General features: G+C 60.9%; 20 protein-coding genes. 14 read left to right on the top strand and 6 right to left on the bottom strand.

Annotated features, from left to right (window positions below):
* Positions 1-22: 22 nt before the first annotated feature.
* Positions 23-853 carry a prephenate dehydratase gene (locus QQJ98_RS02400; protein WP_284323713.1) on the bottom strand — a complete coding sequence of 277 codons (831 nt, stop codon included), beginning with the start codon at positions 851-853 and terminating at the stop codon, positions 23-25.
* Between the two features lie 147 nt (positions 854-1,000).
* Here QQJ98_RS02400 and QQJ98_RS02395 point away from each other — a divergent pair, with 147 nt between their 5' ends.
* The 6 genes from QQJ98_RS02395 (at position 1,001) to QQJ98_RS02370 (ending at position 8,664) form a co-directional block, all read left to right on the top strand.
* Complete coding sequence (locus QQJ98_RS02395; protein WP_284323712.1) at positions 1,001-1,522, top strand: c-type cytochrome; 522 nt, start codon at positions 1,001-1,003, stop codon at positions 1,520-1,522.
* Positions 1,523-1,704: 182 nt separating this feature from the next.
* Positions 1,705-3,573, top strand: a complete 1,869-nt coding sequence (locus QQJ98_RS02390) for an extracellular solute-binding protein (protein WP_284323711.1) — start codon at positions 1,705-1,707, stop codon at positions 3,571-3,573.
* Positions 3,574-4,737, top strand: a complete 1,164-nt coding sequence (locus tag QQJ98_RS02385; protein ID WP_284323710.1) for a microcin C ABC transporter permease YejB — start codon at positions 3,574-3,576, stop codon at positions 4,735-4,737. It begins immediately after the preceding gene.
* A complete protein-coding gene (locus QQJ98_RS02380) occupies positions 4,737-5,846 on the top strand; it encodes an ABC transporter permease (RefSeq protein ID WP_284323709.1) in 1,110 nt (369 codons plus the stop codon). Before QQJ98_RS02385 ends, QQJ98_RS02380 begins: the two co-directional genes overlap by 1 nt.
* Positions 5,843-7,441 carry an ABC transporter ATP-binding protein gene (locus QQJ98_RS02375; RefSeq protein ID WP_284323708.1) on the top strand — a complete coding sequence of 533 codons (1,599 nt, stop codon included), beginning with the start codon at positions 5,843-5,845 and terminating at the stop codon, positions 7,439-7,441. The genes QQJ98_RS02380 and QQJ98_RS02375 overlap by 4 nt, the downstream gene beginning before the upstream one ends.
* A complete protein-coding gene (locus QQJ98_RS02370; protein WP_284323707.1) occupies positions 7,438-8,664 on the top strand; it encodes a glycosyltransferase in 1,227 nt (408 codons plus the stop codon). The genes QQJ98_RS02375 and QQJ98_RS02370 overlap by 4 nt, the downstream gene beginning before the upstream one ends.
* Positions 8,665-8,743: 79 nt before the next feature.
* Here QQJ98_RS02370 and hemN read toward each other — a convergent pair whose 3' ends face one another.
* On the bottom strand, positions 8,744-10,099 hold the full coding sequence (gene hemN / locus QQJ98_RS02365) for an oxygen-independent coproporphyrinogen III oxidase (protein ID WP_284323706.1): 1,356 nt from the start codon (positions 10,097-10,099) through the stop codon (positions 8,744-8,746).
* Positions 10,100-10,166: 67 nt separating this feature from the next.
* Between hemN and fnrL the strand changes: the two genes are divergently transcribed.
* The 4 genes from fnrL to QQJ98_RS02345 all read left to right on the top strand — a co-directional run bounded on the left by fnrL (position 10,167) and on the right by QQJ98_RS02345 (position 12,575).
* The gene (fnrL, locus tag QQJ98_RS02360; protein WP_284323705.1) at positions 10,167-10,910 is read left to right on the top strand and encodes a transcriptional regulator FnrL; all 744 of its coding nucleotides are present in this window, start codon (positions 10,167-10,169) and stop codon (positions 10,908-10,910) included.
* Between the two features lie 107 nt (positions 10,911-11,017).
* On the top strand, positions 11,018-11,413 hold the full coding sequence (locus QQJ98_RS02355; protein ID WP_284323704.1) for an acyl-CoA thioesterase: 396 nt from the start codon (positions 11,018-11,020) through the stop codon (positions 11,411-11,413).
* Between the two features lie 688 nt (positions 11,414-12,101).
* Entirely contained in the window at positions 12,102-12,287 is a 186-nt protein-coding gene (locus QQJ98_RS02350) for a CsbD family protein (RefSeq protein WP_284323703.1), read from the top strand.
* 123 nt (positions 12,288-12,410) lie between these two features.
* Positions 12,411-12,575, top strand: a complete 165-nt coding sequence (locus QQJ98_RS02345) for a DUF3309 family protein (RefSeq protein WP_284323702.1) — start codon at positions 12,411-12,413, stop codon at positions 12,573-12,575.
* A 76-nt stretch (positions 12,576-12,651) separates the two neighbouring features.
* Here QQJ98_RS02345 and ettA read toward each other — a convergent pair whose 3' ends face one another.
* Positions 12,652-14,307 carry an energy-dependent translational throttle protein EttA gene (gene ettA / locus QQJ98_RS02340; RefSeq protein WP_284323701.1) on the bottom strand — a complete coding sequence of 552 codons (1,656 nt, stop codon included), beginning with the start codon at positions 14,305-14,307 and terminating at the stop codon, positions 12,652-12,654.
* 103 nt (positions 14,308-14,410) lie between these two features.
* The gene (locus QQJ98_RS02335) at positions 14,411-15,286 is read right to left on the bottom strand and encodes a GNAT family N-acetyltransferase (protein WP_284323700.1); all 876 of its coding nucleotides are present in this window, start codon (positions 15,284-15,286) and stop codon (positions 14,411-14,413) included.
* 295 nt (positions 15,287-15,581) lie between these two features.
* Between QQJ98_RS02335 and QQJ98_RS02330 the strand changes: the two genes are divergently transcribed.
* From QQJ98_RS02330 to dacB, 3 genes are all read left to right on the top strand, one after another.
* A complete protein-coding gene (locus QQJ98_RS02330) occupies positions 15,582-16,892 on the top strand; it encodes an alpha/beta hydrolase (protein ID WP_284323699.1) in 1,311 nt (436 codons plus the stop codon).
* A 4-nt stretch (positions 16,893-16,896) separates the two neighbouring features.
* Positions 16,897-17,526 carry a nicotinate-nucleotide adenylyltransferase gene (locus tag QQJ98_RS02325; protein WP_431307782.1) on the top strand — a complete coding sequence of 210 codons (630 nt, stop codon included), beginning with the start codon at positions 16,897-16,899 and terminating at the stop codon, positions 17,524-17,526.
* A gap of 96 nt (positions 17,527-17,622) precedes the next feature.
* A complete protein-coding gene (gene dacB, locus QQJ98_RS02320; protein WP_284323697.1) occupies positions 17,623-19,116 on the top strand; it encodes a D-alanyl-D-alanine carboxypeptidase/D-alanyl-D-alanine endopeptidase in 1,494 nt (497 codons plus the stop codon).
* 161 nt (positions 19,117-19,277) lie between these two features.
* Here dacB and fabF read toward each other — a convergent pair whose 3' ends face one another.
* Together fabF and QQJ98_RS02310 are read right to left on the bottom strand one after the other, a co-directional pair.
* Positions 19,278-20,549, bottom strand: a complete 1,272-nt coding sequence (fabF, locus tag QQJ98_RS02315; protein ID WP_284323696.1) for a beta-ketoacyl-ACP synthase II — start codon at positions 20,547-20,549, stop codon at positions 19,278-19,280.
* A 32-nt stretch (positions 20,550-20,581) separates the two neighbouring features.
* Positions 20,582-21,418, bottom strand: coding sequence for an SDR family NAD(P)-dependent oxidoreductase (locus QQJ98_RS02310; protein ID WP_284323695.1), 837 nt, complete (start codon positions 21,416-21,418; stop codon positions 20,582-20,584).
* 159 nt (positions 21,419-21,577) lie between these two features.
* On the opposite strand from QQJ98_RS02310, the gene QQJ98_RS02305 reads away from it, so the two are divergent.
* Positions 21,578-22,141, top strand: a complete 564-nt coding sequence (locus QQJ98_RS02305) for a TetR/AcrR family transcriptional regulator (RefSeq protein WP_284323694.1) — start codon at positions 21,578-21,580, stop codon at positions 22,139-22,141.
* Positions 22,142-22,153: the final 12 nt, after the last annotated feature.

Below are 22,153 nucleotides of genomic sequence, written 5' to 3'. Positions count from 1 at the left end.
GGGCATCCCCCCCCTCCCTGCATCAGTCGCGGCGGCGGTCTGCCGGATAGACGCCCAGAATATCAACCTGCGTGCTGAAATAGCGCAATTCCTCTAGCGCGCGCTTCACGGCGGCGTCTTCGGGATGGCCTTCGATATCGGCATAAAACTCGGTCGCGGTGAAACTGCCGCCCACCATATAGCTTTCCAGCTTGGTCATGTTGATGCCATTGGTGGCAAAGCCGCCCATCGCCTTATACAAAGCCGCCGGAATGTTGCGCACCCGGAAGGTGAAGGTGGTGATCATCAGCGTCGCGCGACGGCTATGGTCGGGGGTGCGGCTCATCACCAGAAAGCGCGTGGTGTTGTTGGCATTGTCTTCGATATGCGGGGCCAGCACATCAAGGCCATAGATCGAGGCCGCCAGTTCACTGGCCAGTGCCGCTTTGGTAATGTCGCCACCCTCGGCCACTTCGCGCGCCGCACGCGCATTGTCGGAACTGACCTTGCCCTTGATGCCATGCGCTTTCAGAAAGCCCGCGCATTGCGGCAAGATCACCACGTGGCCATGCGCCTCTTTCACATCCGAAACCTTGGCCCCGCGCACGCCCAGCAGATTGACATGCACCCGCACGAAAGCCTCGTCGACGATATGCAGACCCGCGCGCGGCAACAGCGAATGAACATCTGCCACCCGGCCAGCGGTCGAGTTTTCAACCGCGAGCATGCCCAACTCGACTTCGCCGGAACGAGTCAGCTCGACCACGTCTTCAAAGGTGGTGCAGGGAAATGCTTCCATATCCGGGCGTGCCTGCTGGCATGCCTGATGCGAATACGCCCCCAATTCGCCCTGAAACGCGATACGCCCTGACATTTCGACCACTCCGCCGTAAAAAGCCCCGCATTGGGGCGATTGGTCGCGCTACTATACCTTGAAAGAGGGCGGGGGAAGCGGGTAGTAACGCCAAATCAGGTTCCGGCTTCAACGCCGCCCCAAACACGACCCGAAGGAAGGCGCGACATGTTCGACACGATGACTTTGACCAAGGTGACCGGCGCAGTCTGTGGCTCGCTTCTGGTGTATCTGTTCATTTCTTGGGCAGGCGAGTCAATTTACGGCGGTGGCAGCGAAAGCCACGGCGGCGAAGAAGTGGCGCAAGCCTATTCGATCCCGGTAGAAGATGCAGGCGCGGGCGATGCTGCTGCAGCCGAGGGCCCACCCTTTGCTGAACTGTTCGCCGCTGCTGATCCGGTTGCTGGTGAAAAGGTATTCAAGAAATGCGCGGCATGTCACAAGGTTGACAACACCAACGGCACCGGCCCGCATTTGAACGGCGTTGTTGGCCGGGCGCGCGGCTCCGTCGAAGGCTTTGCCTATTCCGAAGCCATGGCGTCGGTGAAAGATGCCTGGACCCCGGAATCGCTGGAACTGTTCCTGTTGAACCCGAAAGCCGATGTCAAAGGCACCAAGATGGGCTTCGCTGGTCTGCCGGATGTGAAAGACCGCGCCAATGTCATCGCCTATCTGGCAAGCGTGAAGTAATCCAAAGCGCGCAATCGCCTTGCAAAAGCCGCTCTTTCGGGCGGCTTTTTCATTTTCACGGCGGCTGGCATCGCTTGCGCGGCAATGATCACACATTCGCGCCTTGTGGCGTGATCGGCTTCCGATTTAGCATGTGCAGCAACAGGGTCGCAGCAAAAGCGACAGTTTGCAGGAGGTCGGGGATGCGGCAGATCAAGTTGGGCTTTATGCTGGCGGCACTATGCGCAGGCACGACACTCGCAGGTACGGCTCTCGCAGATGGGCCGGTGATCACCGCGCATGGCATCTCGACCTTTGGCGATCTCGCCCTGCCCGCCGATTTCAAGGCGCTGCCCTATGTGAACCCCGATGCCCCCAAAGGCGGTGAGATTTCCGAATGGTTTCCCGGCACCTTTGACACCATGAACCCGTTTTCGGTGAAAGGTGTTGCGGGGGTATTGTCGTCCTTGCCGCTGGAAACCTTGCTGACCGGCACCGCAGACGAGATCGGTGCCAGCTATTGTCTGATCTGCAGCACGCTGGAATACCCCGAAGACCGCTCTTGGGTGATCTTCAACCTGCGCCCCGAGGCAAAATTCTCGGATGGCACGCCGCTGACCGCAGAAGATGTTGCCTTCAGCTTTGAGATTTTCCGCACCAAGGGCCTGTCCGACTTCCGCAAAATCTTCAACGAAGGGGTCGAGGGGGCCGAAATTCTCGACCCGCATCGCATCAAATTCACCTTCAAACCCGGCGTGCCGACCCGCGATCTGCCAGCCGATGTCGGCGGCCTGCCGATCCTGTCGAAAGCGCAGTATGAGACGCAAAAGCTGGATATGGAGGAAACCACGCTGATCCCCTATATCGGCTCTGGCCCCTATATGGTGGACAAAGTGCGCCCGCCCGAGCGGATCACCTACAAGCGCAACCCGGATTATTGGGGCAAAGACCTGCCGATCATGCGCGGCACCGCGAATTTTGACACCATTCGGATGGAATATTTCGCCGATTCCGTGCCCGCGTTTGAAGCGTTCAAAGGCGGCGCTTACACCTTCCGCAATGAGAACTCGGCCAAATCCTGGGCAACCGGCTATGACTTCCCCGGCGTCGCCGATGGCACAGTGGTGAAAGCCGAATTGCCGTCAGGCTCGAAAGCCAGCGGTCAGGCATTTCTGTTCAACCTGCGGCGCGAGAAATTCAAAGACCCCCGCGTGCGCGAGGCGATCGGCTTGATGTTCAACTTTGAATGGTCAAACCAGACACTGTTTTATGGGCTGTATACCCGCGTCAATTCGCTGTGGGAAAACAGTTGGCTTGCCGCCACCGGCACCCCCTCGCCCGAAGAAGCAGCCCTGTTGCAACCCTTGGTCGACGCGGGCGATCTGCCCGCCAGCATCCTGACCGATGAGGCCGTGATGGCGCCGGTTTCCAGCGACAAACAGCTGGATCGTGGCAACCTGCGCAAGGCGTCAAAGCTGCTCGACGAAGCCGGTTGGGAGGTTGGCACCGATGGCATCCGCCGCAATGCCAAAGGCGAAGTGCTACGGGTCGAGTTTCTGAACGACAGCCCGTCATTCGACCGGGTGATTTCGCCCTATGTCGAGAACCTGAAAGCACTGGGCGTCGATGCCGAACTGATCAATATTGACCCCGCACAGATGGAAAGCCGCACCCGCCCACCGTCTTATGACTTTGATATCATTACCGGCGCGGCGCGAACGACCTATTTTTCGGGGTCAGAGCTAAAGCAGTATTTCGGCTCGGCCACGGCAGATGATTCCGCCTTCAACCTGATGGGGCTGAAATCGCCAGCCGTCGACAAGCTGATCAATGTTTTGATGGCTGCCAAAACCAAAGACCAACTGACCGTCGCCACCAAAGCGCTGGACCGTGTGCTGCGGGCCGAGGATTTCTGGGTGCCGCAATGGTATAAAAACACCCACACCGTGGCCTATTACGATCAATATGCACATCCCGACAACCTGCCGCCCTATGCTTTGGGTGAGATGGATATCTGGTGGTTTGACCAAGCCAAGGCTGACAAACTCAAGGCTGCGGGCGTGCTGAAATAAATGCTGGCTTACATCCTTCGACGGCTGATTTTGGTGATCCCAACCCTGCTTGGCATCATGGTGCTGAACTTTGCGCTGACGCAATTTGTGCCCGGCGGGCCATTTGATCAGATCGAAGCGCGGCTGCAAAACTCGGGCGATGCGCTCAGTTCGGTCGGCGGCAGCACCGGCAATGATGCTGGCAACGATGCCGCGGGCGATGCCATGGGCGGCAAGGGCTATGTCGGCGGCCGCGGCCTGCCCCCCGAGTTTCGCGCCAAGCTGGAGGTAGAGTTCGGCTTTGCCCGCTTTGTCTGTCCCGCAGGCTACAGCGGCACACCGCTGCAACAGGCCAAAGACTGCGAAAAGCAAATGATCCCGTCTTACGAGCGGTTTTTCATCATGATGGGGAAATTCATCCGCTTTGACTTCGGCCAAAGCTATTTCCGCTCTGAAAGCGTGATGGGGCTGGTGGCCGAAAAGCTGCCGGTGTCGATCACTTTGGGGCTGTGGTCGACGCTGCTGGCCTACCTAATCTCAATTCCTTTGGGCATCCGCAAAGCTGTGCGCGACGGCTCGCGCTTTGACAGTTGGACCAGCGGCGTGATCATCGCGGCCTACGCCATCCCCGGATTGCTGGTGGCGGTGATGCTGCTGGTGTTGTTCGCGGGTGGCTCCTACTGGCGGATCTTTCCGCTGCGGGGCCTGACATCCGAGAATTTTGAGCAACTTTCCCTGCTTGGCAAAGTCGGCGATTATCTGTGGCACATCACTTTGCCCGTGGTGGCCAGCACGATTTCGTCCTTTGCCACGCTGACCTTGCTCACCAAAAACAGCTTTCTGGATGAGATCAAAAAGCAATATGTGATGACCGCGCGGGCCAAGGGTCTGTCTGAAACCCGCGTGCTTTATGGCCATGTGTTCCGCAATGCCATGCTGATCGTCATTGCCAGCTTTCCGGCCCTGTTCATCGGGGTGTTTTTTGGCGGCAGTCTGATCATCGAGAACATCTTCAGCCTGGATGGTCTGGGCCAGCTCGGCTTCAAATCGGCGGTCGAGCGGGATTATCCGGTGATTTTCGGCACTTTGTTCGCCTTTGGCCTGATGGGGCTGATCGTCGGCATCATCTCGGATCTGATGTATGTCTGGGTTGATCCCCGCATTGACTTTGAGCGGAGGGGCTGATGGCTTTGTCCCCGTTGAACCAGCGGCGTTGGCGCAACTTCAAGGCCAACCGGCGCGCGTTCTGGTCGCTTTGGCTGTTTGCCGCGCTGTTTGGGCTGTCGCTGTTTGCCGAGGTTCTGGCGAATGACCGGCCCTTGCTGGTCGATTATCGCGGCGAATGGCGGATGCCGTTTTTGAAGTTTTATGCCGAAACCGACTACGGCGGCGATTTCCGCACCGAAGCAAATTACAAAGCACCCGAGGTGCAATGCCTGATCCTGACAGGCGGTGTCGTCGATTGCTTTGATGCCCCCGAAGACATCTTGGCGCAGGTCGCAGCTGGCTCCTATCAGGCCGAAGGATTTGAAAAAGGCCGCATCATCTGGCCACTGATCCCGTTTTCCTACAACACGATCAACGATCTGGGCGGCAAGGCCGCACCGTCTGCCCCCGATGCCGAACATTGGCTGGGCACCGATGACACCAGCCGCGACGTGCTGGCGCGCGTGATCTATGGCTTCCGCTTGTCGGTGGCCTTCGCGCTGATCGTGACGCTGCTGACCTCGATACTTGGCATCGCGGCAGGTGCGGTGCAGGGCTATTTTGGCGGTAAGGTTGATCTGATCTTTCAACGTCTGCTGGAAATCTGGGGCGGCACGCCGGATCTTTACGTCATCATCATCGTGTTCTCGGTCTGGCAACGCAGCTTCTGGATCTTGATCGGCCTGATGATCGCCTTTGGCTGGACAAGGCTGATTGGCATCGTCCGCGCTGAATTCCTGCGGGCGCGGAATTTTGAATATGTGCGCGCGGCCAAGGCCTTGGGCGTGTCTGATTTCGTGATCATCTTCCGGCATGTGCTGCCGAATGCGATGGTGGCGACGCTGACGATGCTGCCGTTTGTGGTCGCGGGGGCAATCGGTTCGCTGGCAGCGCTGGATTATCTGGGTTTCGGTCTGCCTGCCTCGCTGCCAAGTCTGGGCCAATTGTCCCGGCAGGCGCAGCAGAATTTGCAAATGCCCTCGCTGGCCTTCACCGCCTTCTTCACCTTCGCCATCATGTTGTCGCTGCTTGTCTTCATCTTTGAAGGCATCCGCGATGCGTTTGACCCCAGAAAGACGTTCCAATGACCACGGTGCTGGAGGTTTCCGGGCTGACCATCGCGTTCCGCCAAGATGGCCGCGACTTTGCCGCCGTGCGCGATGTCAGCTTCAGCGTCGGCAAAGGTGAAACCGTGGCTCTGGTGGGCGAGTCCGGCTCGGGCAAGTCGGTGACAGCTTTGTCCACGGTGGGGTTGCTGCCTGACAGCGCCAAGGTAACGGGCTCGGTGCGCTATCTCGGGCAGGAAATGGTTGGCGCCTCGCAGGCAACGCTGCGGGCCGTGCGCGGCAATGACATCAGTTTCATCTTCCAAGAACCGATGACCAGCCTGAACCCGTTGCACACGATTGAACGCCAGCTTGCGGAAAGTTTGTCGCTGCATCAGGGGCTCAGCGGTGCCCCCGCCCGCGCCCGCAGTCTGGAGCTTTTGAACAAGGTCGGCATCCGCGAGGCCGAAAGCCGTCTCACCGCCTATCCGCATCAGTTGTCGGGCGGGCAGCGCCAGCGGGTGATGATCGCGATGGCGCTGGCGAACGGTCCCGAATTGCTGATCGCAGACGAGCCGACAACCGCGCTGGATGTCACCATCCAAGCGCAGATTCTGGCGCTGCTGGCCGATCTGAAAAAGACCGAAGGCCTCAGCCTGCTGTTCATTACCCATGATCTGGGCATCGTGCGCCGCATCGCCGACCGGGTCTGCGTGATGCAGGGTGGCGTGATTGTTGAACAGGGGCCGACGGCGGAAATCTTTGCCAACCCGCAACACCCCTACACGCAAAAGCTGCTGGCCGCCGAACCGCAGGGCCGCCCCGATCCGGTCGCAGACACTGCGCCCGTGGTGGCAGAGGTTGAAAATCTGCGGGTCTGGTTTCCGATCCAATCCGGCTTCATGCGCAAGGTCGTCGGCCATGTGAAAGCTGTCAATGACGCCAGCCTGACCGTCCGCGCGGGCGAGACCTTGGGCATCGTCGGCGAAAGCGGCTCGGGCAAGACCACTCTGGCGCTGGCAATCTTGCGGCTGATCGACAGCACCGGGCGCATTGCGGTGCTGGGCCGCGATCTTCAGGGCCTTGCTCCGAAAGCCATGCGGGCGCATCGGCGCGACATGCAGATCGTGTTTCAAGACCCCTATGGCAGTCTGTCGCCGCGCATGACCGTGGCCGAGATCATCGCCGAGGGCCTCGGCGTGCATGGGTTAGAGCCGGGGCGCAACCGCGCTGAAATGGTCGCCGCGATCATGGCCGAGGTCGGCCTCGACCCTGCCACGTCGGCCCGCTATCCGCATGAATTTTCCGGCGGGCAAAAGCAGCGCATCGCCATCGCCCGCGCGATGATCCTGCGCCCGAAACTTGTGCTGCTGGACGAGCCCACCTCGGCCTTGGATATGACCGTGCAGGTGCAAATCGTCGATCTTCTGCGCGATTTGCAGCGCAAATGGGGGCTGGCCTATATCTTCATCAGCCACGATCTGCGGGTGATCCGCGCGCTGGCGCATCAGGTGATGGTGATGAAAGACGGCAATGTGGTCGAGGCTGGCGCAGGCGCCGATCTGTTCGCCAACCCCAAAACCGACTACACCCGCGCCTTGATGGCAGCCGCATTTGGCGACAATTTGCGGCCATGAAGATCCTGTTCGTGCACCAGAATTTCCCCGGCCAGTTCCTGCATCTGGCCCCGGAACTCGCCGCGCGCGGACATGATTGCACGGCCCTGACCGATGCCAAGAACAACCGCGCCTCACCGATCCCGGTGGCGAAATACAAGCATGTCGCGGAAACCGTCGATCCCGCCGCCACCCGTCTTGGCCGCAACTACACCACGATGAGCGACCGCGGCGTGACGGTCGCCCGCGCCGCCCAAGCCATGCGTGCCAAAGGCTATATCCCGGATGTGATCTTTGGCCATTCCGGCTGGGGCGAGACCTTGTTTTTGAAAGAGGTCTGGCCCGAAGCCAAGCTGATCGTCTATGCCGAATTCTATTACAAAGGCCGGGGTGCCGATGTCGGCTTTGACGCCGAATTTGCCACGCCAAACTTTGATCAGGTATTGATCGCGCAGGGCCGCGCCGCCTATCTCGGGCAGGCTTTGACACATGCAGATGCAGGACTGTCCCCGACCGAATGGCAGGCCTCGACCTATCCCGAACCGCTGCGCCGCATGATCACGGTCATTCATGATGGCGTCGATACCAGCGGCATGGCACCCGATCCGCAGGCGCGCTTTACCCTGCCGAATGGCACCATTGTCACCCCCGACGACGAGGTTCTTACCTTTGTGAACCGCAATCTTGAACCCTATCGCGGCTACCACACCTTTATGCGCGCGCTGCCTGCGGTGATGGCCGCGCGCCCAAGCGCTCAGGTGGTGATCGTTGGCGGCGACGAAGTGTCCTACGGTGCCGCGCCAAAGGGCGAAAAGGGCTGGAAGCAACACTTCCTGTCCGAAGTGCAGGATCAACTGGACCTCAGCCGCGTGCATTTCATGGGCAAGGTCGCCTACCCCGATTTCGTGGCGCTGATGAAGGTCAGCCGCGCACATGCCTATCTCAGCTATCCGTTCGTGCTGTCATGGTCGATGATCGAGGCGATGGCAGCGGGCTGTCATATCATCGCCTCCGCCACCGCCCCGGTGATCGAAGCGCTCGAGGATGGCAAGACTGGCACTTTGGTGGATTTCTTTGACGTGCCGGGCTGGTCTGCCGCGATGATCGAAGGCTTGGCGCATCCTGAACGCTTCGTCGATATGCGCGCAGCGGCACGCAAAGTGGCGCTGGACCGCTACGATCTGCGCGGTAACTGCTTGCCTCGCATGGTGCAATTTGTCGAAAGTTTTGGCCCAAACTCCTGACATACCACTATATGTTGTGGATTTATCGGCGCAATTCCCCAAAAACCACAAGTCTGTCCCCGCTGGGACAAAATCACTGCTACACCGCCGCCGAATGTTGTGCCGTGGTCTGATCATAGGCATCAAACACCCGCGCCACCATCCGCGTCAGCGGACGCGCTGCAGGCGGGATCGACAAACCGCTGTCATCCAGCACCAGCATCTCTGGAAATGCCCTGACGGCCTGCAGGAAAAGCGCCTCAATCACCGCTGGCGCTACCCGGAAATCGCGTTGGATTTCCGCCCTGTTCACCTGAAAATCGCACATCAGCGCCTCGATGATCCGCCCGCGCAAACGGTCATCGCCGACAAAGACATGGCCGCGCTCGGTGGCAAATTTCCCGGCACGGATCGCCTTTGTATAGGCCCCCGTCGCCGCCGCATTTTGCGCATAGCCTTGCGGAAACCGTGAGATCGACGACGCCCCCAGCCCGATCAGATAGGGCGATGGATCATCGGTATAGCCCTGAAAATTACGCCGCAACTGCCCCATGCGCGCAGCTTTGGCCATGCTGTCCGTCGGTCGCGCAAAATGGTCGATGCCGATTTCGGCATAGCCAGCCGCCCCAAACGCCGCTTGCGCCGTCTCGAACAGGGCCAACCTGTCTTGTGGCGCGGGCATCGACTCGGCTGGGATCATCTGCTGGCGACGGCTCATCCACGGCACATGTGCATAGCCATACAGCGCCACCCGGTCGGGCGCGAATGTCAGCAATTTCTGCACTGAATCGCTGATCCGCGCCGGGGTTTGGTGCGGAAGCCCGTAAAGAATGTCCGCGTTCAAACTGGCAACGCCTTCGGCACGGATCATCTTGGCCACCGCCAAAGTTGTCTCATAGGGCTGCACGCGGCCAATCGTGGCCTGAATGTGCGGGTCAAAATCTTGCACCCCGATCGAGGCCCTGTTCATCCCCGCCGCCACCAAAGCGCTCAAACGTGGCGCGTCAATTTCCATCGGATCGATCTCAACCGAGAACACGCCTTCAGCGGCCAAGGGGGCCAGCGCGAAAATCTCCGCCGCCAAGCTGCGGATCAGATCCGGCGCCAGAATCGTCGGGGTGCCCCCGCCCCAATGCAGCCGCGACAGCTGCACACCTGGCGGCAGATGCGCGCGCAAAAGGCTTATTTCGGCGCGCACAGTCTCAACATAGGCCCGCACCGGATCATCAGATTGCGTGCCTTGCGTGCGGCAGGCGCAGAACCAGCACAGGCGGCGGCAGAACGGGATATGCAGATACAGCGAAATCTCGGCCCCCGGCGGGATCGCCGAAATCCAGCGCGCAAAGCTGTCCGGTCCCACGCCCGGCTTGAATTGCGGGGTGGTCGGATAGCTGGTATAGCGGGGCACGCGCGCGTCAAATAGTCCGAGCTGCGTCAGTTGCGCATAATCTGTCATCTGGCTAGTTTGCCAGCAGCGCCGCTGGGCTGCCTTGACCCAGATCAACCATGCCAGAAAGCCGGAAATGTCGCAGCATGATCTTAAACTCAACGATCTGACCTGCGGCACATGCCCGATCCGCCACCGTGCCGTCTGCGCGCGCTGCGAGGCGGATGAGCTGGAGCAGTTGGGCGCGATCAAATACTATCGCAGCTATCAGGCGGGGCAGCCGGTGATCTGGTCGGGCGATCAGATGGAATTTGTGGCCTCGGTCGTCACCGGCATCGCCACCCTGACCCAGACGATGGAGGACGGGCGGCGGCAGATGGTTGGCTTGCTGTTGCCATCGGATTTCATGGGCCGTCCGGGCCGCGCCAATGCGGCCTATGATGTGACCGCGACCACCGATCTGGTAATCTGCTGTTTTCGCAAGAAACCGTTTGAAGCGCTGATGGCCTCGACTCCGCATATCGGGCAGCGCTTGCTGGAAATGACGCTGGATGAATTGGATGCGGCGCGGGAATGGATGCTGCTTCTGGGGCGCAAGACGGCGCGGGAAAAGATCGCGTCTTTGCTGGCGATCATTGCACGGCGGAACGCCTCGTTGCGGCTGACCGAAGATGGCGCGGCGCGGTTTGATCTGCCGCTGACCCGCGAGCAGATGGCGGATTATCTGGGCCTGACATTGGAGACGGTCAGCCGTCAGATCTCGGCCCTGAAGCGCGAGGGCGTGATCGCGCTGGAAGGCAAGCGGCACATCATGGTTCCAGACCTTGACCGTCTGCTGGCCGAGACTGGCGACGATTCAGATGGGGGCATGCCAAGTTAGGGTCTCAACGCGGGACCTTTTTTTGTTGTTTTGAAGCAATGTTTTGACCTGGTCCATCTAACTGTTTGTTAATATCTGACCCCGCCACTGCCCGCACAGGAGCCAAAATGCCGCAAAAGCCAGACCCCGAACAACCCTCTGGAGAATTGACCCTGCGCACGCTGACCATGCCGCGCGATGTCAACAACAACGGCGATATTTTCGGCGGTTGGGTGCTCAGCCAGATGGACATGGCGGCGGGAATTGTCGCAGCTGCGCGGGCGCATGGCCGGGTGGCAACCGTGGCGATTGACGCGATGCAATTCATCCGCCCGGTGCGGGTCGGTGATGTTTTGTGCATCTATGTGAAAATCGCGCGCGAGGGGCGAACCTCGATGGGGTTGCAGATTGAGGCTTGGGTGCTGCGCAACCGTCAGGCCAACCGCGAAAAGGTCACGCATGGCATGTTCACCTTTGTCGCCATCGACGAAGACGGCAAACCCCGGCCATTGCCAGAAGCTTAGTCAACGGCCTTACAACTGCGCGATGGCAGGACAGGCCGCGTTCCTATCGCATTTTATGCGTTTAACCGCAGCGTCAGGCTTTAAGCGATATCCGTTTTCTGTCCGACTGATCCCGCAGCGTAGGCAAAAGCGCTTTCGCCTAGGGTCCAACGTCGTTGATCGCCAAAGCCAGACGATGACAGTTGCGGCGAGGGCAACGCCATGGGCGGCAAATGGCGTGCAGTCAAAGCATAAAGATCTGGTCGCATCTTGTACCTTGAAAAACAAACAGCCGAGGGCGCACCCTCGGCTGTTTGTTTGATTGAGTTGGCTGCCAGAGGTATTAAAAAATACCCGTCACATACAGCAAAATGATCACAACAACCGGGATCCCGAGGAAGTAAGCGGCGATACCTTTCATGGCAGTCTCCTTTGTTTCTGCGTAGGTCTTGTTAGGTCTTGCCACTCAAACGCCGCTGATACGGATTGGTTCCACGAAATTGTGAAGGATTGTGTTTGGCTTTGCGGCGATCAAACCGCAGCGGCCTATGCGGTGCATTTGGGCAGGCTGAATGTTGGCCCAGACGGAACCGTTTGCTGCATGATGCGTTTGATTTTCAGACGGCAACAGCTGCTGTGACCTTGATGGGTCTGGGTTGGTGTCGCGGCGCAGAACTGCGTCAAACCCTTATATTTGCAGGAGCATATCATGGACAAAGATCGGATCGTAGGCTCGGCCAAAGTGGTTGCGGGTAAGGCGAAAGCAGCAGTTGGTTCGGTGATTGGCGATGCCAAGATGGAAGCCGAAGGCAAGGCCGAGCAGGTCGAAGGCCGGGTTCAGAACGCGGTTGGTTCGGCAAAAGACAAGGTGCGCGAAGTGGTCAAGGGCAAATAAGCCCTTCGCCATCCCCTTGCCACTCTGACCCTTGCTTTGGGCCAGAGCTATAGTTTGGGCCAGACCTTTAGTTAGCAAGCTTAGCCGATTGGTCTGGCCCCCACCTTAAAATGGAGAACCCTGATGTCGCTTGGAACAATTCTGCTGATCGTGTTGATCATCTTCCTGCTGGGCGGCTTTAGTGGCCGCTTTGGCGGGTACGGCTATGGTTATGGTCACGGCGGCGTCGGGGTCATTGGGGTGGTTGTGATTATTGTGATCGTGTTGATGCTGACGGGTCGCGTTTAGGAACGGGAAACGTCAAAGGCACAAACTAAAACGGCCGGGAGCAATCCCGGCCGTTTCAGTTTGGATAAAAGCCTGATTAACGGCTGAAGCGCTTATATTTCGCGCGCTTTGGCTCCAACGCATCCGGGCCAAGACGGCGGATCTTGTCCTGCTCGTAGGCTTCAAAGTTGCCCTCGAACCATTCGACATGCGCGTCGCCTTCAAAGGCCAGCATATGGGTGCAGAGGCGGTCGAGGAAGAAGCGGTCGTGGCTGATGATAATGGCGCAGCCTGCGAAATCTTCGATCGCCGATTCAAGCGCTTGCAGCGTTTCCACGTCCAAGTCGTTGGTCGGTTCATCGAGCAGCAGCACGTTGCCACCAGAGCGCAGCAGTTTCGCCATGTGAACGCGGTTGCGCTCGCCCCCCGACAGCAGGCCGACTTTCTTCTGTTGGTCGGTGCCTTTGAAGTTGAAGGCCCCGGTGTAAACCCGGCTGTTCATCGTCATATCGCCCAGCTGGATCACTTCCGAGCCGCCCGAGACTTCTTCCCAGACGTTCTTGTTCGGGTCCAACGCATCGCGCGATTGGTCCACATAAGAAAGCTGCACGGTATTGCCCAGAACGATGGTGCCTTCGTCGGGTTGTTCCTGCCCCGAAATCATGCGGAACAGCGTCGATTTACCAGCGCCGTTCGGGCCGATCACGCCCACAATCGCACCCGGCGGGATGGTGAAGGACAGATCCTCGATCAACTGCTTGTCGCCCATATGCTTTTTCAGCCCGGTGACTTCGATCACCTTAGAGCCCAGACGTTCACCGTTCGGAATGATGATCTGCGCCGACGATGCGCGTTCCAGCACGGTCTGGCCAGCCATCTCGTTATAGCGCGCCAAACGGGCCTTGCCCTTGGATTGGCGGGCTTTGGCACCCGAGCGGATCCATTCCAGTTCTTTTTCCAGCGCTTTCTGCTTGGACTTATCCTCGCGCGCCTCTTGGCTCATCCGTTTGGCTTTCTGGTCCAGCCAAGCCGAATAGTTGCCCTCGTAGGGAATACCGCGGCCCCGGTCGAGTTCCAGAATCCAGCTTGTGATGTCGTCAAGGAAATAACGGTCGTGAGTGACGATCAGGATGGTGCCGCGATAGGCGATCAGGTGCTTTTGCAGCCAAGCGATGGATTCGGCGTCCAAGTGGTTGGTCGGTTCATCCAGCAGCAGCATATCGGGGGCTTCGAGCAGCAGTTTGCACAAAGCCACGCGGCGGCGCTCCCCACCGGACAAGGATTCAACATCGGCATCATCGGGCGGGCAACGCAGCGCGTCCATCGCGACACCGACCGAAGCTTCCAGCTCCCACAGGTTGCCCGCGTCGATCTGGTCTTGCAGGGCGGCCATCTCGTCGGCCGTCTCGTCCGAGTAGTTCATCGCCAGTTCGTTGTAACGCTCAAGGATCGCGGTCTGCTTGGCGACGCCAAGCATGACATTGCCTTTCACGTCCAAGGACGGGTCCAGATAAGGCTCCTGCGCCAGATAGCCGACTTTGGCACCTTTGGCGGCCCAAGCTTCGCCCTTAAAATCGGTGTCCATGCCAGCCATGATCTTCAGCAGGGTGGACTTACCCGAGCCGTTGACGCCGACCACACCGATTTTCACGCCGGGCAGAAAGTTCAGGTGGATATTCTCAAAGCATTTCTTGCCACCGGGATAGGTCTTGGAGACGCCTTCCATGTGGTAAACATATTGATACGAGGCCATCGGGGTGCTCCATCTTGGGTTGGCGCTTATGTAGTGAATGTTGGGGCGAAGGGCAACGTGGCTGCGCGGCCTATGGTGCAGGAAGCGCGCGGGGCCCGAAAGCTTAGAGCGCCTTGCCAAACCAATGCGTGGCAGGAAAGTCGGTGTAGGGCGGGATCGGCGTCCAGCCGGTGGTGTGATAAAGCGCGATGGCTTCGGGCAGGGCTTGGTTGGTGTCAAGGATCAGGCTGGTATAGCCGAGGGCTTTGGCGCGGGTTTCGATGGTGTGCATCAGGCGACGGGCCAGGCCATGGCCACGGGCAGAGCTATCGACCCACAGGCGTTTGACCTCGGCGGTGGTGGGTGCATGCGGTCGGACAGAAACGCAGCCAACGGGCAGATCGTCGCTGTAGGCGATCACAAAAGCACCGCGCGGGGCCACGTAATTCTGCGGATCAGACAGCGGCAGCGTCAGCATATCGGGGGTGATGCCGTCGATCTTTTGCGCCAGCACATCGTAGTAGGATTGCAGGCAGGCCAGCGCCTCTGGGGCATTTGGATCCGCGTCGCGCAGGCTGAGTTGATCTTGCAGCAGCGTGGTGGCGATAAGGTCCATCGCGTCGATCAGCGCCTGTTGGTTTTTCCCGGCGCGGGCGAGGGTGTCGGCGGCACGCGCGTGGCCTATGGTGTCATAGGCGGCCATCTCGGTCTGGCCTTGGGGCGTCAGGTGCGCTGTGCGGCGGCGGCGATCGGTTGGGTCGGTGGCAAGGCTGATCAGATGCTCGGCCTGAAGGCTGCGCAGCAAGCGGCTGAGCAGGCCCGAATCCAGCGCCAGTTTGACGCGGATTTCGGCAATATCGGTGCCTTGCGGCGTCACCAGTTGCAGCACGCGCGCAGCCCCAAGCGGACGGCCCCGGCCAAGGTAGGAATGATCAAGCGCACCGGTTTCGCGGGTAACCGCACGGTTGAAACGGCGCAGGCGGGCGATGGCATCAAGCATTTGGGGCCTTTTATGGCAAGGGCAGAGACTGGGTTTTGGGCGGGGCGGGGTTTGAGGCGAGGCGCGGATTTCAGACCCCCGCGCTAGGTTGTGCCAAACCCGGTCCCCGGTGGGATATCTCGGCACAAAGGATGACAGTTTCAGACAAATTTGCGCTGTTCTGGCGATGCACAGCAGATACCTGACTTAGATCAGCTATTATTGGGCGTCAAGTCCGCGGCTTTGCGTGGTTTTCGGTTTGACATGCTTTGCATCTGCGCTAGCCATAGCGCGTGGCGGCCGGGTGGGGGCAACGATGCTGAAACGGCTGATTTCACGGCGCAGCTTTCTACAAGCGGGCTCTGGCGCGATGCTGGCGGCCTGCGCCACGCCGATCAAACTGGCCGAGCCGCCGACGCTGTACAGAGTTGGCGCGACCTTTCCACAAGCCGATGTGCCCGCAGCCTTGCGCACGGTTGCGCCCGAGATTTTCTATGTCACCGATCGCGCGCCCCTCATGCAGGCGGGGCAGCTTGCGGGGTATAGCCATAAACGCTCGTCCTCGATGGCGTTTGGCGCGGCTCGGGTGCGGTTTGGCAATATCGCAAGCTGGGCCGAACTGGTCAGCCGCAGCGAAGCGGGGGCGCGGCAGCGTCAGGTGATGACGGCGGAAAGCTACCGCGAAATCGTGCGCTTTCCCGCCACGCCCTTGCCTTTTGTGCAAGGGGCGAGCGGGCGGATCGTGGCGGAACCGGCGGCACTTGCCCGCTATGGCGCCGATGTGGCGACGCTGCAGGCGGGGTTTCGTGCGGCGCTGCGGGGAGCCGCGCGCAAGGAAGCGCTGATTTTCGTGCATGGTTTCAACAATGAAATGGACGATGGGCTGACCACCACCGCCAGCCTGTGGCATTACGCCGGGCGGATTGGCGTGCCGGTCAGCTATTCTTGGCCTGCGGGCAACAAGGGGCTGACGGCCTATTTCAAGGATCGCGAATCCGGCGAATTTTCCACCTATCATCTCAAGGAATTTCTGCGCGCGCTGGCGGCGATCCCCGAGTTGGAAAAAATCAACATCGTCGCCCATTCGCGGGGGGCGGATGTGCTGGCCTCGGCCTTGCGGGAAATGGTGATTTTTGAGATGGGCGCGGGGCGCGATGCCCGGCGCAGCCTGAAGATCGACACGCTTATTCTGGCCGCGCCGGATCTTGATTTCGGGGTGGTGCAGCAGCGCTTGGCCGCCGAAGGCACCGCCGCCGCCGTGCGGCAGATCACGGTTTATCTGAACCCGCGCGACGGCGCTTTGGGCTTGGCGCAGGCTTTGGCCACCGGCCAGCGGGTGGGTCGATTGTCGCCGGACAAGCTGACCGAGTCGGATTGGACCCAATTGAACGAGTTGCGCAACGTGTATTTCATCGACGTGGAAAATGCCGGCAACAAGCTGGGCCATGCCTATTTCCGCGACAATCCGGCGGTGCTGTCAGATGTGATTCTGACGTTGCGCACCGGGGCTTTGCCGGGTGGCACGGATCGGCCGCTAGAGCAGATTCGCGGCAATTTCTGGCGGATGCATGCCAATTACCCCGGCCCGCGTGTGGTGGTCGAGTTGAAGCGGAACAGTGGTCAGTAAGATGATGCAAGGCGCGGATGACAAAATCCCGGCGCAGGGGTTCGGCGGCAAACCGATTGCGACCAAGGGCATGGTGATCGGCCTCTTGGGTGGCTCTTTTGATCCCGCACATGAGGGGCACGCCCATATCACCCGAGAGGCTCTCAAGCGGATGGGGCTGGATCGGGTGTGGTGGCTGGTGACGCCCGGCAATCCGTTGAAGGCGCGCCAGCCCGCACCGATGCCCGAGCGGCTGGCACGCGCCCGCGCTGTGATGGATGATCCGCGCGTGGTGATCACCGATCTTGAGGCCCGTCTGGGCACGCGGGCCACTGCCGATACGATCAAGCGCTTGCGGGCGATCTATCCGGGGGTGCATTTCGTCTGGCTGATGGGGGCTGACAATCTGGTGCAGTTTCACCGCTGGAACCGCTGGCGCGATATTTTGCGCAGCGTGCCGATTGGGGTTTTGGCGCGGCCGGGGTCCGGGGTGGCGGCGCGCACATCGGTGGCGGCGCGGGCGTTTCGGGTCAATCAGGTGGATCGCGGCGAGAATTTGCGCGGGCGCAAGGCTCCGGCATGGTGCTTTGTGAACATGCCGATGAACGCGGCCTCGTCCAGCGCGATCCGGGCGCGGGGCGAATGGAAGCGGTGAATTCGCTGTGATCGTGGCGCGCAGGCGGTTGCATCGCTGGCTTTGGCGCGGCTATTTGCGACAGAGGATGACCAAGCCGGTCTGGGAGATTCTGGGATGATGGTTGCGCGCAGATGGGTGTTGGGCGGGCTTTTGGCCGGGGCGGCGCTGCCGCTGTGGGCCGAGGCGCCTGCTGTCTCGCTGCGCCCAAAGCCACGCACCATCAAGGGCTCGGAAGCCAAGGTCGCAGATGCCGGGGCGGGCGCGCTGGTTGCCGCCGCCAAGCTGACCGGGGTGGTGGGATATTGCGTGGCCGATCTGGCGACGGGGCGGGTGCTGGAGGCATCTGGCGAAGCCACAGCCATGCCGCCTGCCAGTGTGACCAAGGCGGTGACCACGGCATTTGCGTTGGAAAAGCTGGGGGTGGATCACCGCTTTGTCACGCGGGTGATGCGAACCGGCACGGTGACCAACGGGCGGCTTGACGGCGATCTGATCCTTGCGGGCGGCGGCGATCCGACCTTTGACACCGATAAGATGGGCGATCTGGTGGCAGCACTTGCAGCCTCGGGTCTGCGCGAAGTGACGGGGCGGTTCATCGCCTATGCAGGCGCGCTGCCAGAGCGCGCCGAGATCGCCACCGATCAGCCGGATTTCGTTGGCTATAATCCGGCAATCTCGGGGCTGATGCTGAATTTCAACCGGGTGAATTTCGTCTGGAAAGCGGTGAATGACGGTTACGCTCTGTCGATGAACGCCGAGGGCGCGCGGTTTGTGCCGCCTGTCAGCATGGCCAGCGTGCAGGTGGTGGACCGCGATGTGCCGGTCTTCGCCTACGTGGCCGGGACAGCGCAGGATCGCTGGACCGTGGCGCGCGGGGCTTTGGGGCGTGAAGGCTCGCGCTGGCTGCCCGTGCGTCATCCCGCGACCTATGTGGCCGAGGTGTTTCAGACCATGGCTGCGGCGCAGGGCATCAAGCTGACCAAGGCAGAGGTGGTCTATGACTTGCCCGCCGGGGCCGAAATCGTGCGGCATGAATCCGAGGCGTTGCCGGACCTTTTGCGCAAAATGCTGCGCTTTTCGACCAATATCACCGCCGAGGCGGTCGGGCTTGCCGCGTCTGGGGCGGGGTCACTCGAAGGCTCGGCTGCGGTGATGACATCTTGGGCGCGGCGGCGGTTTGGGGTCGATGCGGTGTTTGGAGATCACTCGGGTTTGGGGCCGAAAACCCGGATCAGCCCCGCCGCGATGGTGCAGGTGATGATCAAGGCGCGGCAGGATAAGCGCTTGGCGCAGCTGCATGATCTGCTGAAAACCGTTGATCTGCCCAGCACGGATGGCAAACCAGTCGCCAAAGCGGCAAAGGCAGGCACCGCCACGCGGGTTGCGGCGAAAAGTGGCACGATGAATTTCGTCTCAAACCTGTCGGGCTATGTCGATGCCCCGGGTGGGCGGTCGCTGGCCTTTGCGATTTTCACCGCCGATGTGCCGCGCCGCGAAGCCGTGCCGCAATGGAACCGAGAGCAGCCCGAGGGCGACAAGGCTTGGGTCAGGCGCGCGCATCGCTTGCAGGGCCAACTGCTGAACCGCTGGGGCAAATCGTTTTTGTAGCGGATGAGACAGACCCCAGCGGCGGCGTTATTTTGCACTGCCCCCCTGACCCCTGCCCCCTGACCAAGGGTCGCGCGCAAAGCCTCCGCACCCAAGCCTTTGGCGGGGGGCGGCTGGGCACGACAAGCGGGTTGCCTGCCCCAGCCTGAGGCAAGGATTGCTCAGGCTTCCTGCCAGCGCCGCAACACCAGAGAGGCATTGACGCCGCCAAAACCGAACCCGTTTGAAATCGCATAATCGGTGGCGATGGGCCGCGCCGTCGGGCCGACCAGATCAAGCCCCGCTGCGGCCGGATCAGGATGGCTCAGATTGCGGGTCGGCGGTGCGATCTGATCGCGCAATGCAAGAGCGGTGAAAATCGCCTCAAGCCCGCCCGCAGCGCCCAGCAGATGGCCGGTCGCTGATTTGGTGGCGCTGATCGCCGGGCCATGCTGGCCCGCAAACAGGTGGCGGATTGCGGCCAATTCGCCCAGATCACCCACCGGAGTCGAAGTGGCATGGGCGTTCAGATGACCAATCTCAGACGCCGATACCTCGGCTTGGCGCAGCGCAATCTGCATCGCGCGCCGCGCCCCAGAGCCATCTTCCGGCCCGGCGGTGATGTGCCAGGCATCGGCGGTGGTGCCATAGCCCGCCACCTCGGCAATCGGCTGCGCGCCCCGCGCCAGCGCATGGTCCAGCGATTCGATCACCAGCAGGCCAGCGCCCTCGCCCATCACAAAGCCATCGCGCCCGGTATCAAATGGCCGCGAGGCCTGTTCTGGGTTGTCATTCCAGCCGCTCGACAGCGCCCGCGCCGCCGCAAAGCCGCCCAGCGCGGTGCGCGTGATGCAGGCCTCGGCCCCGCCACACAGCGCCACGTCGATCTCGCCCGCGCGGATCATCCGGGCGGCATCGCCAATCGCCTGCACCCCGGCGGCACAGGCAGTCACCGGCGCCCCCAGCGGGCCGCGAAAGCCATAGCGGATCGAAACCTGCCCCGCCGCAAGGTTGGCCAGAAATGAGGGCACGGTAAAAGGCGACAGCCGCCGCGGCCCGCGCTGATCAATGGTTCTGACCGCATCTTCGATGGCGTGAAAGCCGCCGATGCCGGTGGCGATGATGGTGGCGGTGCGCTCGCGTTGCTGATCGGTGCTGGGGGTCCAGCCTGCTTGCGCCAACGCCTCATCCGCCGCCGCCATGGCGAACAGGATAAAGCGATCCATCTTGCGCTGATCCTTGGCCGACACCGTCCGCTCGGGATCAAAGCCGCCTTCGGGGTCGTCGGCCAGTGTCGGCACCTGTGCCGCAATGCTGCAGGGCAAATCCTGCACCACGGCTGCGGGCAGCGCGCGCACGCCGGTCTGGCCCTGCAACAGGCGCTGCCAATTCAGTGCTACGCCTGCGCCCAAGGGGCTGACGGCACCCATTCCGGTTATGACGACTCGTTGCATGGCATCACCTTTCAAGAGATTGATTGGATTGGCTATTTCACGGCATAGCGCGCAGCGGGGGCAGAGGTTTGCGCAGACCCCAACAGACCAAGGCTTGCTGCATCAAAAGCCGCAAGCAAATCTGCGGGCGCTGCGACCGAAGGCAAGGTGACAGCCTCGCCCAGATCAAGCCCTGCCATCGCGGCATCAACCAGATCATCGACGCGCATCACCGTCGCGGGATCAAGCGCGCTTAATGGCACGCCCGAAAGCTCCCATATATCGGTCGCGGTCGCGGCGGGCGACAGCAGCTGCACCTTCACCGAACTGCCCGCAACTTCGTCTTGCAGGCTGCGGGTAAACATGGTGACGAAAGCTTTGCTGGCGCTGTAAATCGCGCTGTTGGGCAGCGCTTTGAAGCCTAGGATCGAGCCTACGTTGATCAAAGTGCCAGCGTCGCGCGTCTTGAACGCCAGCAGGGCCGCGCGCGACAGATGCACCAGCGCCGTGATGTTCACATCCAGCATGGCCGCCACCGAAGCGGTCGAAATCGCAACCACCGGGCCAGAGGTAGAGGCCCCTGCGTTGTTAATCAGCACAGAGATTCGCGCATCCGCCGCAATCAGATCTGCCACGCGGGTAATGTCGGCGATATTGCCCAGATCGGCAGGCACGCCGCTGACACTCACGCCGTAACGCGCGCTCAGATCCTTGGCGATAGCGGCCAAAAGATCACCGCGCCGGGCAATCAGGATCAGATCATAGCCGCGCCGCGCAAAGCGATCCGCATAGGCCTTGCCGATCCCCGCCGAGGCCCCGGTGATCACGACGGTGCCCAACGGGGACGCGGGCTTTGGGCCAGTGCTGGTGGCAGAATTCAGAACGCTCATCTCGACATCCTTTAGAAATGCACCGCAACGCGGCGGCGTTTAGGGGGCGGCCGATGGACCGCTGGCTCCACAAGCATGATGATCGTCATGTTTGCGGATTTGATACATGATGACTATACTGCAATAAGTCAATCACCCGATTTGCGAAAAGGACGGCGCATGCGATATCCCGAAGCCGAGACTGCCGAGAAACATCAGCGCATCGTCGAAGCCGCCGCCGCATTGTTCCGCGCGCGCGGTCTTAGCGGGGTGTCGGTCAGCGAGGTGATGAAGGCGGCGGGGCTGACGCATGGCGCGTTCTACAACCACTTTGCCTCAAAGGATGCGCTGATTGCCGAAGCCATTGCCGAGACGACCAAGCAATTCCTTGATGGGCTTGCCGCAGTCTCTGCCGACCGCGCGGGGCTTGAAGCCTATGTGACAACCTATCTGTCACGCGCGCATCTGGATGCGCCGGGCAAGGGCTGCGTGATGGCGGCTTTGGCGACCGAAATCGCGCATGACCCGGCCGCAAAACCGTCTTTCACCAAACATTTCAATATCTTGCTAACAGCGTTCCTGTCACGCTTTCCGGGCAAATCCGCAGCAGCCACGCGCAAAGACAGTATTCAAACCGTCTCGACAATGGTGGGCGCGATGGTGCTGGCCCGCGCCACAGACGATCCGGCACTGGCCGAGGAAATTCTGGCGACGGTCAAACATGGCCTGACGACTGCAAACTAATCGGCGGCAAAC

This window comes from Cypionkella aquatica (assembly GCF_030161095.1).
Lineage (GTDB): Bacteria > Pseudomonadota > Alphaproteobacteria > Rhodobacterales > Rhodobacteraceae > Cypionkella > Cypionkella aquatica.
Note: the sequence above shows the minus strand (reverse complement) of the source record. Positions and strands in the feature narration are given on the sequence as shown.